The sequence below is a fragment of the Hanstruepera ponticola genome (genome assembly GCF_012931685.1).
In the GTDB taxonomy this organism is placed as follows: domain Bacteria; phylum Bacteroidota; class Bacteroidia; order Flavobacteriales; family Flavobacteriaceae; genus Hanstruepera; species Hanstruepera ponticola.
In genome coordinates this window covers 745112-761429 of sequence record NZ_JABANC010000001.1, presented here as the reverse complement: position 1 = coordinate 761429, position 16318 = coordinate 745112, and the positions used below count along the sequence as shown (strand labels likewise).

Annotated in this window: 14 protein-coding genes; 13 read left to right on the top strand and 1 reads right to left on the bottom strand. The window is 31.6% G+C overall.

All coding sequences use genetic code 11. The features are described 5' to 3' along the window. Positions 1–39: 39 nt before the first annotated feature. Entirely contained in the window at positions 40–630 is a 591-nt protein-coding gene (locus HGK31_RS03370) for a riboflavin synthase (RefSeq protein ID WP_191858484.1), read from the top strand. Between the two features lie 13 nt (positions 631–643). On the opposite strand, the gene HGK31_RS03365 is transcribed toward HGK31_RS03370, so the two are convergent. Then, positions 644–835: a PID-CTERM protein-sorting domain-containing protein gene (locus HGK31_RS03365; protein ID WP_104735146.1), complete on the bottom strand. Its 192-nt coding sequence runs from the start codon at positions 833–835 to the stop codon at positions 644–646. Between the two features lie 512 nt (positions 836–1347). Here HGK31_RS03365 and HGK31_RS03360 point away from each other — a divergent pair. The 12 genes from HGK31_RS03360 (at position 1348) to HGK31_RS03305 (ending at position 16317) form a co-directional block, all read left to right on the top strand. After that, on the top strand, positions 1348–2646 hold the full coding sequence (locus HGK31_RS03360; RefSeq protein ID WP_191858483.1) for a site-specific integrase: 1299 nt from the start codon (positions 1348–1350) through the stop codon (positions 2644–2646). 14 nt (positions 2647–2660) lie between these two features. Beyond that, positions 2661–3440 carry a hypothetical protein gene (locus HGK31_RS03355; RefSeq protein WP_191858482.1) on the top strand — a complete coding sequence of 260 codons (780 nt, stop codon included), beginning with the start codon at positions 2661–2663 and terminating at the stop codon, positions 3438–3440. Positions 3441–3537: 97 nt separating this feature from the next. Next, positions 3538–3837: a helix-turn-helix domain-containing protein gene (locus HGK31_RS03350; protein WP_191858481.1), complete on the top strand. Its 300-nt coding sequence runs from the start codon at positions 3538–3540 to the stop codon at positions 3835–3837. Next, the gene (locus HGK31_RS03345; protein WP_191858480.1) at positions 3827–4474 is read left to right on the top strand and encodes a hypothetical protein; all 648 of its coding nucleotides are present in this window, start codon (positions 3827–3829) and stop codon (positions 4472–4474) included. The genes HGK31_RS03350 and HGK31_RS03345 overlap by 11 nt, the downstream gene beginning before the upstream one ends. 11 nt (positions 4475–4485) lie before the next feature. Further along, positions 4486–5217, top strand: a complete 732-nt coding sequence (locus tag HGK31_RS03340) for a hypothetical protein (protein ID WP_191858479.1) — start codon at positions 4486–4488, stop codon at positions 5215–5217. A 54-nt stretch (positions 5218–5271) separates the two neighbouring features. Continuing rightward, on the top strand, positions 5272–5709 hold the full coding sequence (locus tag HGK31_RS03335) for a hypothetical protein (protein ID WP_191858478.1): 438 nt from the start codon (positions 5272–5274) through the stop codon (positions 5707–5709). A gap of 105 nt (positions 5710–5814) precedes the next feature. Beyond that, positions 5815–7395, top strand: coding sequence for a hypothetical protein (locus HGK31_RS03330; RefSeq protein WP_191858477.1), 1581 nt, complete (start codon positions 5815–5817; stop codon positions 7393–7395). Next, positions 7392–9077 (top strand): hypothetical protein, encoded by a 1686-nt coding sequence (locus HGK31_RS03325; protein ID WP_191858476.1) that lies wholly within the window; start codon positions 7392–7394, stop codon positions 9075–9077. Before HGK31_RS03330 ends, HGK31_RS03325 begins: the two co-directional genes overlap by 4 nt. 4 nt (positions 9078–9081) lie before the next feature. Beyond that, entirely contained in the window at positions 9082–10185 is a 1104-nt protein-coding gene (locus HGK31_RS03320) for a DUF4238 domain-containing protein (protein WP_191858475.1), read from the top strand. Positions 10186–10253: 68 nt separating this feature from the next. After that, complete coding sequence (locus tag HGK31_RS03315) at positions 10254–10649, top strand: hypothetical protein (RefSeq protein WP_233450966.1); 396 nt, start codon at positions 10254–10256, stop codon at positions 10647–10649. A gap of 123 nt (positions 10650–10772) precedes the next feature. Next, positions 10773–15107, top strand: coding sequence for a CusA/CzcA family heavy metal efflux RND transporter (locus tag HGK31_RS03310; RefSeq protein ID WP_191858474.1), 4335 nt, complete (start codon positions 10773–10775; stop codon positions 15105–15107). A gap of 4 nt (positions 15108–15111) precedes the next feature. Beyond that, the gene (locus HGK31_RS03305; RefSeq protein ID WP_191858473.1) at positions 15112–16317 is read left to right on the top strand and encodes an efflux RND transporter periplasmic adaptor subunit; all 1206 of its coding nucleotides are present in this window, start codon (positions 15112–15114) and stop codon (positions 16315–16317) included. The last annotated feature ends 1 nt before the right edge of the window (position 16318 follow it).

The window sequence follows — 16318 nt, the reverse complement described above, 5'->3', positions numbered from 1 at the left end:
TAATTTTGTTGAGACAAATTTAACTAAATATTCTTACAGATGTTTACAGGAATCATTGAAACTATTGGAGAGGTTAAAGAATTAAAGCAAGATCAATCAAATATTCACATTACCATTGCGTCTAATATCACTTCAGATCTTAAAATTGATCAAAGCGTTGCGCATAACGGCGTTTGTTTAACCGTTGTTTCTATAAAAGATGACACATATACTGTTACAGCAATTGATGAAACTTTAGCAAAAACAAACCTTGATACGCTATCAAAAGGAAGTGCCGTTAATTTAGAACGCGCCATGAAACTTGGTGATAGACTAGATGGCCATATTGTACAAGGTCACGTGGACCAAACTGCTATTTGCGAAAGCATAGAAGAATCTGATGGTAGTTGGATTTTCACCTTTACTTATGACAAATCTCTCAACAATATTACAATTGAAAAAGGGTCTATTACTGTTAATGGCGTGAGCCTTACGGTAGTTAATTCAAAAACTAATTCGTTTAGTGTTGCCATTATTCCGTATACATACTTAAATACTACTTTCAAATATATTAAACCTGGAAATGTTGTGAATTTAGAATTTGATGTGGTTGGTAAATATGTAAAGAAGTTATTCGAAAACAACCAATAGTCTGGTTATTTCCTTATTTTGATTTTAATAATCTTGTGATTCCGTAAAACAAACCTGCTATCAAAGCAAAAATTACACCTCCATCTATTGGAAGCCCAGGCGGTGGTGGTGGTTGCGGTGGTGGTGGACCCGTTTGGGCAACACATACAAAACTTATTAATAAAAATAAGATTGAGGCAACTATTTTACTGTTTTGTATTTTCATCAGTCCGTAAATGTATAAAAAAAAGGCATTTAACAAAATAAAAATGCTTTATATCCATATTAAATAACAAAATTAATCGTCAAAAAACACTTGTATATGGTTAAAAAATTTAAATAGCATTTAGAAATTCAAATATATGTTTTTTTAAATAACTAAAACAAAAAAAATAATTTTCAGTTTTTTTTAAGTAGTTGGAATGTTGTTAATTACCTTCATATTCTAAATTACATACGATGTTTTTACGAACTTGGTTTTTAAAAGGAAAAATAGAATATGAAGAAAAAACAAAGCCTTTCAAAAAATTTGAAAGGCTTGATTTTACTGGTGGTCCCACCTGTACCACTTTTTAGTGTATTCTATTTTAACCTATTTTACCTCATTTTATTCAAAACCCTTATATTTACTAGTATTATTTGCAAATTTAAGTATTTATAGTAATTTTGAATTAACAACAAATACACATAATGTTGTCCCCATTGTTGTCCCTTTTAAAAAGCGTGCTTAAATAACTTATGAATAAATCCATACAATCAACTTCAGGAACGGTTAAATATAGATTAAAGGATGTTAGCTCCAAAGGTGAAACATCGATTTTTTTAGACTATAGTTTTGGACGCAATAACCGTATTAAATTTGCTACAGGCTATAAGGTCAAACCAAAAAATTGGGATAATTCTAACCAACGAATTAGAGCAGTTTCTACAATTACCAATAGAGAAAAAGTAAATAGTGATTTACTAAAGTATTCGTCCGATTTTACTACTGCCGTTTCTGAACTTGATGAAGATGATAAACAAGATAAAGCTGTTTTAAAATCTCTATTAGCAAAAATCATTAGGAAAGAAGATAGCGAGGGCAAAAAGAAAATTATCTCATTTTTCGAATATGCCGATGATTATATTGCAAATAAAGAAAGTCAATCCAAAGTGATTAATGCAGTTAAATTAAAACCTATAACTGTAAGGGCTTATAAACAAACTGTAAACAGACTGAAAGAGTTTAACAAACATAAAAGCTATGATTTGGACTTTGCAAATATCGACCTGAAGTTCTATTATAAATTTATTGCTTATTTGGAGGGATTAGGGTATTCAGTAAATACTATTGGTAAGCACATTAAAAATTTAATTGCTATACTCAACAGCGCAACAGAGGACGGCTGTAATAGTAATATGAAGTATAAAAGCAGGGAGTTTAAACGTGTTTCAGAGGAATCCGTTTCAATATACTTAACGGAAACAGAAATTGATGCGCTTTATAATGTAGATTTGTCAAAAACACCCTATTGGGAGTTGGCAAGAGATATTTTTCTTATTGGTTACTATACTGGTCAGAGGGTTTCTGATTATAATGGGATTAAGCCTGAACAGATTAAAACATTTGATGGTCGTGAAGTATTTGAGTTTATCCAACAAAAGACTAATAAAAAAGTGTACGTCCCAATTCATCACAGAGTAAGAGCGATAATGAATAAAAGGCACAATGGTAATCCGCCAAGAAAGTTAAATGACCCTGATATTAATGAGTATATCAAAAAAGCAGGAAGAAAAGCTAAAATCACAGAGTCAATAACTATTACCAAAACCGTATCAGGTAAAAAAGAATCCGAGTCTGTCCCCAAGCACAACCTCATAGTCTCGCATACTGCAAGACGGTCATTTTGTACCAATGCTTATTTGTCCAAAATGCCTGTAATTGATATTATGGCAATTAGCGGACACTCAACTGAACGAGAATTTTACAAATACATACGCATAACCCCACAAGAGAGAGCTGTAAAAATTGCTGACAGTACATTCTTTAATAACTAAACCACCCAAATTTTATGAATTATAACGATGCTTTCGCTATTGATAATGTTTCCTATTTAGAAAGAAAAAAAGATAAAGGTTTTACTCCTGAAAAATATAAATTACAAAATCATGATTATCATAAGCCTAAACTGGTTAAAGATTTTTACCTAAAATACTTTACAAAGGAATTGTTGTTTGAAATAGATATTTTAGAAGTAAAAGAATTTTTACAATACCACTATGATTATTGTGATAATCCCGATCTATACTTTAAGGTATTGGACTTGAAAATTGTTACTAAAATTGATGAACTTACAGAGTTTGCGCAGGCGTCCTTTGAAGGAGGTGAAATGTATAATGAGATTAAGCTTGAGGATGGGTTTGTGGAAAATGAAGGATTTATTGACCATAAGATGTATTGTTATTCCTTAATGTCACACATTACTGCTTTCAGTAACCTACAAAGTGATTTAACAAAGAGGAAGAAAATTATAGAATCATTTATTGAATTGTTTAGAGTTAAAGAAAATGCTCCACCAAAGCCTTTGAAATGGGTTGCAGGACCTGCCAGTTTAGCTATCATCATAAGAGAACTAATAGATAAAGGATATATGGAAGCTGATAGGCATCGTGGTGAAATTAATTGTTCTAAACTTTCAAGGGATTTATTAAAAGCTTTTGATTTAAAAGCTGATAATCCAGAAAAAACTTTAGAGATTTATTTAAGTAATGGAAATAAGAGACATGCCGATGCTAAAGCAAAATTTGATAGAATGGATTTTTTCATACCTGATGTAAATTTTACTCTCTGAAAAATCAAGTGTATATATACTGGCATATACACCTAATATTCTTAAAAACAGAGATGTGTAGTTAACTTTGCAGGCAGTTAATAGCAAATAGCCTCAAATGAATAACATTCAAACACACATTTATCAAATTACTCCAAATGAGTTGAAAAATGATCTCGTTGGCGAGTTTCGTAAAATTCTTGTTGAGTTTTCTCAATTAAAGGAATCAGTTAAAACAAATACTGAAGAGTTATTAACTGTTCAAGAAACTATGGATTTGCTGAAATGTTCCAAACAAGCACTTTATAATTGGAACAAGAGCGGTATTCTTCCAAGTTATCGAATGGGCAATCGTGTTTACTATAAGAAAAGCGAAATATTTTCTAAACTGATAAAACAAGATTCTCATGATAAATAATGGATTCATAATGCTCAATCGAGATATAATGGATTGGGAATGGTACACGGATGTAAATACTTATAAAGTTTTTCAGCATTGCTTATTGAAAGTCAACTACAGCCGAAAAAAGTGGCGTGGAATTGTTATCAATAAAGGTGAGTTTATAACATCTTATGAAAAACTCGCAGTTGAAACGGGGCTTTCAATCAGTAAAGTTAGAACTGCAATTAAAAAGCTAAAATCTACCAACGATATTATTTTAGAAACCTTTACAAGTTACTCGAAAATTTATGTTCCTAATTTAAGCGTCTATGTAGCTGACCAAAATGACACGTCAAATAGCACACCAAATGACAAACGATTAGCAAAGGTTTCGCATACAAATGACAATCAAATAGCAACAACTAATACTAATAATATAAAAAATAGAATAAAAATATTTAGAGAGAAGGTTTTTACTCACTCTAATTTTAATATTAAAATTTTAGAAGATTTTTTTGCTTACTGGAGCGAATTAGACACTAATGGCAAAAAAATGCGTTTCGAAAGCCAGCGTTTTTTTGAGATTAAAAAGCGCCTTGAAAAATGGGTTGCCAATGAAAGACCAAAAAACGAGATTAATAATATTAAAGCTGAAGTATTAACTAACAGATAACCAAATAAATTATGAGACTTAACCAAACACATACATCTAATGATATAATTAATCTTATTAAAAACCCAAATATTAATAATGATTGTCAAAAAAAAATAAAAACAACACAAGAAATTTTTACCAAAAAACAATTATGGAACATATTCCTTTACGAGTTTAAACTCATGTTTGGTGTGAGTTTTATTGATACTGAACAAAACACAAATAACATAAAAGCACTTTTTTACTATTTTTTAGATGATGATGCATTTTTTACTTGTAACAATGTAAAGACAGATATAAGTAAACCATCCTTTAAAAAGGGGTTAATGGTAGTTGGAGGTTATGGAATTGGTAAAACAGCTTATTTTAAGGTTTTTGAAAAAATATTTAAATCGCATTCATCATTGCGATTTACAAGTTTTGGGGCTAAAGAATTAGTTAATAAATATGAGGTATGTCTGACATCAGTAGATAAGAGCTATATGATTAACCAAACTGTTAGATCAGGATTATCTATTGACGATATAAATTCCGAAAGGACTGCAAATAATTTTGGAAAATGTGAAGTGATTGAAGAAATATTATTCATACAAAATGAAAAAAAATATAGAACTTTTGTGACTTGTAATCACACTAACCCTGAAAATAATATTGAACAAACATTATTAGATTTAGGAAAAAGATATGGAGGTAGGTCACATGATCGCTTTTTCGAAATGTTTAATATCATAGAATTTACAGGAAAGAGTATGAGAAGATAAAAGGTTAAATTAAACCTTATTTAACGTATTAATTACCAAATCTACCACTAAACCATGAAAAAAATAAGAAATTGTAAACATTGTTATGAGACATTTGAGTCTCGAAGAAGTAATCATGTGTATTGCTCACCAAGTTGTAAAACAAAAGCAAGTTATAAAAGAAATAACTACAAGTATATATCAGGTCACTACAAGAAACAAGATGTTGAAGTTGAAGAAAACGGACAATTAATGATACCTGATAACGTGTCATCACAAATACAATCATTAGAGGATAAATTAGCTGCTTTTCAAGAAAGCTTAAAACCTACTATAAATGCTGCTGAAATAGGTAATGCAGCAATAGGTTCTGCAACAGCCGATGCAACTATTTATGGATTAAAGAAACTATTTAATCCAAGTTCTTTACATGCAACTAAAGGAGATATTGAGAAATTGAAGAATAGTATTAACGATTTAAGTAATCTTATTATGAATATTAAAAATATTTAAATAGATTCTATTTTAATTAAAACACATACTTGCATAATAATTGTCTTACCAATTAATTAAATCAACTAATTTGTTATAAATTTAAAAAATTATAACCCTTTTAATTTGCAATTTCTACAAGACTTATTAGACGATAAAGAGCCTTCCAATCGATGGCAAGATTATGGAACCTTTTGTGACAATATTAAAAATATTGATATAGACCTTTATGTTAAGGCACTACCAGAATTGCTTAAAAACTTAAAAAGTAACTATCCTGTAAGAAATCTTCAAATAGCCATTACTCGCGAAGCAAAAGAGGATGCTTCATTTGGCAAAGAAATTTATTTAAAAACACTTGAGACGAATAATCCTGATTCGTATTTTACATTAATGGATATTCTATCTGGATTATATCATTCAGACCAAAAGTTTGCAATAGATGAGATTAAACGGCTGATTGAAGATGATAACCTAAGCTTAAAAGAAATAGGAATAAAATCTATCGTTAAAATTGACTTGATAGCGAAAACAACACCAAAAACATTTGTAAGCTGGATTGAAAAACAATTCAATAGTATTATTAATAATGAAACTCTAGAGGAATTATGGCCATCAGTTTTCTTTACTATAAGAAATAAAAGAAATGAATTAAAAAATGCAGATAGAATTATAGATAAGCTATCAAGTATTAAGACTATTGAAATTCAATTAGAGCTCATTTACTTCTTGGATTACAATATAGATTTAGAAAACGAAATACACCTCTTAAAAAAATATCTTCCATTGTTGCTTCACATTAATTTAGAACATGCTGGAGCATATAGTCAATTGGCATATCGATTAGAAAATGTAGCTAAAACCAATTTAAGTTTGGTGGTTGGTTTTATAACAGATTGGGTTGATATGAGTCCCGAAAATGCTAGAAAAATAAAATATTTCAGCCATTTACTAAACACACTTTGCGATGATTTTTATTCTGAATTTCAAAAGCTGTACACAAATTGGTTAAATAAAGACAATCCTAATTTTCATATTGCCATTTTTGAAATGAATAGTACCAGATATATGAGAGGTTTATCAGGATTGACGGTTTCAGAAGTTCTAATAAAAGACTTTTCAGATTACGATATTGAATATATCACCTACAAAATACTTGCCTATGTTTATGATAAAGACACCTCTTTGTCCTTGGTATATTCTATACTTGAACAAAAAGTAGATAATAAAGAGGTTGTTGTTTTTTTAGCTGATTTGTTTATTAACCATTTGATTTTCAATTACTATTCAACCATTGAATTTTTAAACCTAAAGAAGAGAACAGCCAACAACAAACTTAAAAAGATATTAAAAGATATTATTGATGAAGGAGAAAATAAATATAAAGCTTATTCAGATTTAAAAAATTTAAAGGAGTTTGCACCTTCTGAACAAAGACTCATTTACTACAACAAAATTCAAGGTAAAAAATTCAGTAAATCTTTTAAAGAAAATGAAATAAAGAATCCATCTTTTTTCAATACGTTGCCAACTATCAATTATAGAGCAGGTAAATCAATATTTACAAAATATAGAGGTGAATACACAGAAAAGATGACACCAGCACTTATTTCTCATTCTGGCGAAATGCCAAGAGGCGAATTTATCGACCCAATCGGTCAAGCACAAGAAAGATTGTATTGGCAAAACTTTAAAAGACGAGGATGAGATTTTTATTGAGCGAATACATTAATCTTTTAAAAGAAGATAAAGAGTTAGATACATTACTGACTGATTTGTTAGTTGGAATGAAATTCACGACTATTTCTAAACCAATGAAAGGTCGCCAATTGGGTGTGGATATTTCAGCTGTGGGTATAGATCCAGAAGATGGTATTAAAAAGGTGTTTTTATTTGCTGTAAAACAAGGCAATCTAACAAGAACCACTTGGGATGGCGATGTAAACGCTACACGTTCAACTCTTAATCAAATTATTGACACTTTTATTCCAACTTCACTTACTAATCGTTTAAAAAAACTTCCTAAAAAAATAATAGTTTGCACTAATGGTGTTATAAATCAAAATGTTTTAGTGGATTGGACACAGTATATCGAACAGAATACTACGGATGCTGTTGAATACGATTTTTGGGGAACAGGAGAAATAACCGCAATGCTTGACGACTATCTTGTTAGCGAAAAACTATTTCCACAGGAATATCAATCATTATTAAGAAAGTCTCTGGCATTTTTAGATTTACCAGATTATGATTTATCACATTTCTATACGCTAATTCAAAAAATTTTAGACAAGCAACCCAAACAAAAAAGAGAAATCTTAAAAAAGTTAAGACTGGTGCGATTATGCCTGAACATTATATACAAATGGTCCCAGGACAATAATAATTTAAAACCTTCAATTTATGCAAGTGAAAGATGCTTGTTACTCGTCTGGCACTTTATGCAAGAAGGCAATCATTTAGAGAAAAACTATGTAAGGCAAGAGTTTTACAAAATTCATCTTTTAAAACGGACAATTGGTGTCAACTATTTTAATAAAGTGGTTGAACACTATAAGGTTGAACACAGCATCTATAAATACAGCAGAAATAGTTTAGAATACAGTCTAAATGTATGGGAAGAAATAGGAATTATAGCAACCATAGGGTTGACCGAAATGCAAGAATTTAGAATCTATTATAATGAAGGGCAAAAAAAACAAGCTGACGTTTATTTTAAAAGTGCTGTGTCAATAAGTAACGCATTAGGTCTATTTATTCAAAACAACCCACCTTCAAAATATCCAGAATACGATGTACATAGTGTTGAGATTGCATTAGCACTCAACTTACTGAATTTTACAAGAAACTTTAACCCAGCCAAAAAATGGATTTCTGAAATGACTTTAGGTTTTAATAACAGATATAAAATAAATAAGTTTTTCCCATTGTTTAGAAAAAGTTATGATAAGCTGGTGGATATTCATAATGGCGATGAAGATTGCGAAATTCAATCTTCAATGATTGTTCCTATTTTGGCTGAATATGCCTTGATTTTTGATGAAGTAGAACTCTATCAATTTGTCCGAAAGATTACAACTGAACTTTTTACAGATTTGAACTTACAAATATGGTTTCCACTTGAAGAAATGGAAAATAAAATATGTGTTCAGGATTATAGTCGTGGCGAAGGAACACTAAAACATTCTGTAACAATATACGAGAATGTAGAAGAGTACAAAAAAGAAATGGTATCAGAAATGGAACTCTTCGGACCAGAAAAGGACTTTAAAATTTTTAAACATAGTTTCGATATTGTTGCTCACGTTGCAAGTAGGCACTACAAAAGCCAACCTTTTCCTTTAACGTGGCGAGTTTTAATGAAACAAGAAGTCTCAACAAAAGAATAGAATAATGTCAAATCCAATAAAGCAACATTATATACCACGTTCATATTTAAAGAACTTTGCAGTTGAAGGAAGAAAAAGAAATCATTTTGTCGATGTTTATAAAATGGACAATGATATGCTTTTAGAGCAAATAAGCACAAAAGATATTTGTTTTGAAAAAAACATTTATACAATTCCTGCTGAATCAGATGAAGTAAAATACGCCTTAGAAAAACATTACGCTGAAAATGTAGATAGTGAATTTCAAAAAGTCTATTCCCTGCTTATTGATGAAAAAGCTTTAACGGTAACCCAAGAAGAAAAAATACAGATACTCTACGTTTGTCTCTCACTATATTTTAGAACACCAAGAATTTTAAATCTTCAACGGAGTATGAATAATCAAATTTTTAATAAAGCAGCTCATACAGCAGATCAAGAAGGAATGATAAAAATGAACTTATATGGTGAAAAAATAAAGTTTCACATTGATGATATTGAAGCTGTAAAAAAAGAACATAACGAACGTTCAAGAACGGTTTTTTTAGTAAACCATTTAGAACAATGGGGGAATTTTGTAAAATATAAATATGACTGTACTATTAATGTTATAAAAATTAATGATGCGAATGCACCTCTAATAACTTGCGATAATCCTGTATCCATCAGGCATTTTGAAACAAATCGTTTTCAAGGGTTATATGACCCAAAAGCAGTAATAACTTTACCATTAGACCGCTCACATTATTTAGAAATTCATCCCAATGACTATGCAGATGGCCAAACAAGAATTAATCGACTTACACAAGATAGAGACTACGTATTCACTACAAATGGAGTAACCCAACAGAATGCAGAAAAACTAATAATTGGTTATAAAGGCGATATTGATAAACATTTCGATATTCAAAATCATTATGAAAAACCAGAAAATGGTGAGGAATTTGTCAAAAAAGCTAAATACAGAGCGGAACAAGCTCTAATTCTATTTGAGATTTTAAAGAAAAAAGGATTTGTTTCCAAAGAATTTATTGGTAAGCTAAAAGAGTTATTAGAACACCCTTATTGTAAGGATGATATACAAATGCTCAAGTATAAAAAAGTACTTTCTAAAATGGGTAAGTGGTAGTATAATACTTTTGCAACATCATTTGCAACACCATTGCATTAAATAATTTCTATATTTGTCTATAGTATATGAAAATATTCGTTTCCATATCAATGTCTATTTTACTCTTTTTTCAAGGGATTAGCATAGATATGGACTTTTGTGGGTCAATTAAAGAAATTTCAAACGTTATTACCCATTATCAAGACCATAAAGTTTATGGAGACTCTTTCTTTGAATATGTAGTTGAAGATTACATTGATAATAATGCTCAAAATAAAGAGCATCATCATAGCCCAGATAAGGAAAATACACCTATTCATTCCCATAATCAATGTTGTCACCCATTGGTATTAATTATTGCCAACAATACTTTGGCTTTAACCAATCGACTAAATTTTGAAGAGAAAAAACAGTATAATTTACATAAAGTAAACTTCACTTCCAGATATTTGGAATCGCTTTTCCAGCCACCAAGGGCATAATTCAGTTTTTTTAAAGGATAACTATATCCAATTTTGAACCTATATGGTTCTTTTCATTTCGTGTAATTCTATTTTCTATATCTGAATTGTACCGAAAAGTTTAACTGAATTAAAACATTTTCTATGATTAATAAAATCATTGATTTTTCAATCAATAACAAATTCATTATTGGTTTGCTAACGCTTACCATTGTTGGAGCAGGTATTTGGAGTATGACCCAAGTGCCCATCGATGCTGTTCCAGATATTACCAATAATCAAGTACAAGTCATTACGCAAGCACCCAATTTAGGTACAGAGGACATTGAACAATTTGTAACCTACCCTGTGGAAGTCGCAATGAGTAACTTACCTGATGTAAAGGAAATCCGTTCCATTTCTCGTTTTGGTTTATCTGTGGTTACTATAGTTTTTGACGATGATATGGGAACGTATCTACCGCGTCAATTAGTAGCTGAAAAACTAAACGAAGTCAAAGAACAAATCCCAAGTGGTTTTGGCGAACCTGCTATGGGACCTATCTCTTCTGGATTAGGAGAAATTTATCAATACACACTTAAAGTAAAACCAGAGTATAAAGACAAATATTCGGTTACTGATTTGCGCACAATGCAAGATTGGATTGTACAGCGTCAAATGGCTATGGTCGAAGGTGTTGTTGAAGTAAACGCCATAGGTGGAAAAATTAAACAATACGAAGTTGCTGTAGACCCAAACGAACTAAAAGCTATTGGTTTAACAATTACCGATGTTTTTGAAGCACTTGAAGCCAACAATCAAAACACAGGTGGAGCATACATTGAAAAGAACCATCAAGCCAATTTTATTCGTGGAGAAGGTTTGGTACGTAGTTTAGAGGATATTAAAAAGATTACGGTTAAAAACACAAACAATATTCCAATTACCGTTGGCGACATTGCTACGGTACAATTTGGTGCTGCTATTCGTTATGGTGCTTTAACCCAAGATGGCGAAGGCGAAGTAGTTGGTGGTTTGGTTATGATGCTTAAAGGTGCTAATTCAAACGATGTTATTGAGAATGTAAAAGTACGAATGGCTCAAATCGAAAAATCATTACCAGAAGGGGTGATTATCGAACCTTTGTTAGACCGAAGTAAATTAATAGCAGAAACAACTTCAACGGTTGCTACCAACCTCATTGAAGGTGCATTAATAGTGATATTTGTTCTTATTTTCTTATTAGGCAATTGGCGAGGTGGTTTAATCGTTGCTTCAACAATTCCATTATCACTATTATTCGCATTTATACTAATGAATGTTTTTGATGTTTGGGCTAACTTAATGAGCCTGGGAGCAATAGATTTCGGAATCATTGTCGATGGTGCTGTAATTATTGTAGAAAGTACCGTTTTTCTAATTGCTTCCCAACTCTATAAGAAGAAAAAATTGACTTCCAAAGAACGTGATGGTGTAGCAGCAAATGCCTCAAAAAAAATGATGAATGCTGCCTTTTTTGGTCAGTTAATTATTCTAATTGTATTTCTACCAATATTAGCATTAGAAGGTATTGAAGGGAAAATGTTCAAACCAATGGCATTGACCTTTATTTTTGCGATGATTGGTGCAATGGTGCTATGTTTAACCTACGTACCAATGATGTCTGCATTGGTGTTACGAGCACCAAAAAACGATAAGAATTCGTATGGTGATAGATTTGTGCATTGGGTTGAGGATAAGTACCAACCCTTATTGGTAAAGGCATTGCAAAAAGGAAAATGGATTATTGGTATTGCAGTCGTGCTATTCGGAATTACAGTCTTTATGTTCACAAGAATGGGTGGTGAATTTATACCGCAACTGGATGAGGGCGACATTGCATTTCACGCCATTTTAAAACCAGGTAGTTCTCTTACTGAAACTATTGAAACAACTACAAAAATTGAACAAATTGTAAAAGCAAAGTTTCCAGAAGTTGAAAAAATAGTCAGTCGAATTGGTGTTGCCGAAATTCCAACAGACCCAATGCCAATGGATTTAGCCGATGTTTTTGTAATTCTAAAGCCAAAAAGCGAATGGACTACCGTTGAAACAAAAGACGAACTCATTGAAAAAATGAAGGAAGCTGTGGAAATAATTCCTGGTGTTAACTATGAGTTTACACAACCTATTGAAATGCGATTTAATGAACTGCTTGAAGGTGTTCGTGAAGACATTGCTATTAAACTTTATGGTGAAGATATAGAGGTGCTATCTCAAAAGGCAGAAGAAATATCTAAAATTATTGCTGGTACAGAAGGTATTGGCGATATGAAAGCGGAAGCTACAACAGGCCTACCGCAAATGACCATTTCATATAATAGAAATAAATTGGCACAATACGGACTTCAAATTAATACCTTAAACCAAATTGTACAATCAGCATTTGCAGGTGGAACAGCAGGTGTTATTTTTGAAGGTGAAAAGCGGTTTGATTTAGTGGTTAGGTTAAGTTCTCGTAATCGTAAAGACATAACAGATGTTCAAAACCTCTACATTAATCTACCTTCTGGCACTCAAATTCCATTACGTGAAATTGCGGATGTTAGCTACAAAGCTGGTCCAATGCAAATCAGTAGAGACAATACCAACAGAAGAACTTATGTAGGTGTTAATGTTAGAGGTCGTGATGTAAAATCATTGGTAGAAGAAATTAAAACTAAATTAGATGCACAATTAGAACTACCATCAGGTTATTTCATTCGTTATGGTGGTGCTTTTGAAAATTTAGAACGTGCCAGTAACCGTTTACAAACTGTTGTTCCTATTGCCTTGTTACTCATTTTTGTACTGATTTATTTTGCATTAAAATCCTTACCACAAACCTTGATGATTTATATAGCAATCCCAATGGCAACCATTGGAGGTGTTGTAGCGTTATGGTTGCGTGATATGCCTTTTAGTATTTCGGCAGGTGTTGGTTTTATTGTGTTGTTTGGTGTTGCAGTATTAAACGGATTAGTAATGATTAGTGGTTTGAATGAGTTAAAAGAAGAAGGAGTTACCAATCTAAAAGATAGAATTATAGAAGGTACAAAGCGAAGAATCAGACCTATAATGTTAACTGCTTTTACAGATGTTTTAGGCTTTCTACCTATGGCAATTTCAGCATCGGCTGGTGCAGAAGTTCAGCGACCTTTAGCAACCGTTGTAATTGGTGGTTTGTTAACCTCTACACTATTAACATTATTCGTTTTACCTATATTATATCATTGGGTAGAAAACAAATCATTCAATTTTAGGGCTAACAAAAAGGTAATTACAGTTACTGCTATGGTGGCTTTTATGTTTTTGTTGCCAATAACAGGAAATGCGCAAAAAATAAATGATTCGTTACCAATTATTTCGATGCAAGAAGCTGTAAAATTGGCTAAAGAAAACTATCCAAGTTTAAAACAACAACAACTCGAAATTGATAAGCAACAACAATTAAAAGGAACTGCTTTCGATTTTGGTACTACCCAAATTTTTACGGGAGGTGAAGAAATCAATAACGGAAATGGTATTTACACCACTATTGGAGTTGGTCAATCAAATATTGATGTATTTGGTATAGCACCAAAGAGAAAATTACTGGAGCAACGCATTCAGTTAGCTCAAAAAGCGTTTCAGCTTTCAGAATTAGATTTAGAACTGGAAGTAAAGAAAGCGTGGGCAAATGCTTTACAGAGTAAAAGGAATTATAATTTATACAAAGAGTTAGATTCCATCTATACCAACTTTGAAAAAGCAGTTGCTTTAAATTATGAAGTCGAAGCCATTTCTAAACTGGAATATGCAGCAGCCAAAAATCAAGCCTTACTGATTCAGAATAAATTTTTGCAATCAAAAAGCGAATATGTTATTGCTTTACAACAATTAAACTTGTGGTTGATTTCAGATGATTTTTATACGGTTTCAGATGAAATTGATATAGAGAGCGAAATATATGTAGAATCCTTTAGTATAGAAGCACACCCTTTATATACTGTTTCTCAACTTCAACTCGCAGAGGCAGAAGCAAACTTTAAAGCTGCCAAAGCTGAAAATTTACCAAAGTTAAACCTTCAAGGTGGTTTGCAAAAAGTAAACGGAAATTCAGGGTTTTATACCTATCAAGCTGGTATTTCAATACCGTTTTTATCTGGTACAACAAAAGCACAAGTTAGAACTGCAAAAATTGATAGGCAAATTGCCGAATCAAATATGCAGTTCAAGCAAAAGGAAGTGCAATCTAAATTTAATCAAGCCAAAGAAAATCACCAAAAATGGAAAACATCTTGGCTGTTCTATAAGGATGAAGTATTACCACTTATTAAAGAGCAAAAAACTGGTGCTTTGTTTGCTTATAAAGAAGGAGAGATTGATTACACAGCGTTTACACAACTTATAAAAGAAGCTATTCAATCTGAATTACAATCTCAAGAAGCATTAATAAATTATTTAGAAAGCACATTTCAACTACAATATTTTAATCAATAAGACAATGAAAAACACACGATATATAATTTTAGCACTACTAACAGTTTCATTTTTAGTTGTTGCTTGCGGAAATAAAGAAAGCCATAAAGAAGGTGATGGTCATTCCCATAACGAAGAACAAAAGATTGAAGAAAACGATGACCATAGCAAAGGCGAAGAAGTGATGCTTTCAGAACAACAGTTTGAAGCCTTAAAAATGAAGATAGACACAATTGCATTGCGTAATATGAGTGGCTATGTGGAAGCCAATGGCACATTAGAAGTGCCACCACAAAGTGAAGCTGCAATAACATCAGTTGTTGGTGCAAACGTGGTATCCATAAAAGTGATTGAAGGCGATAAGGTGAACAAAGATCAAGTGGTAGCTTATCTTTCACATCCAAATATTATCCAAATGCAAACCGATTATTTGAATGCTTTTAGCAATAGTAATTTTTTAAAGAAGAACTTTGAGCGTCAACAAAAATTATATGATGCAGGAGTTGGATCTGGTGCAAATTACCAAAAAGCTGAAGCAGAATATGAAGCCTCTAAAGCTGTGGTTAAGGGATTGGAAGCGCAATTGAAACTATTAAACATAAATACGTCATCAGTACGAAATGGAACAATTGCTCAAAGTATTTCCTTACGAAGTCCAATTGAAGGCTATGTGCAAAAGGTAGAAGTAAAAACAGGACAATATGTTGAACCACAAACCGAACTCTTTGAAATTGTAAATACACATCATGTTCATGCTGATTTAATGGTGTTTGAAAAAGATGTGTATAAAGTTAAGAAAGGTCAAAAAGTAACCTTTAATGTACAAACAATACAAGATGAAGAATTAATAGCTGAAATATATTCCGTTAGTAAAACATTTGAAGATAATCCTAAAGCAGTACATGTACATGCTGAGATTGAAAACAAAAAAGGTAACTTAATTCCTGGAATGTATATCCAAGGTAAAATTCAAACTGAAAATACAGAAACTATGGCGTTGCCCGAAAGTGCGATAGTAAAAGAAGGTGATAAATTTTTTGTGTTTTCAGCAGAAAAAGAAAATGAAGATTGGAGTTTTAAACCAGTTGAAGTGCTTTTAGGAGCAAAAGATGGCAATTGGATAGCTATTCAATTTACTGAAGATATAAAGCCAAATACAAAGTTTGCTTATAATAATGCGTATTATCTTATAGCAGAAATGAAAAAAGGCGAAGCAGAACACGAACATTAAA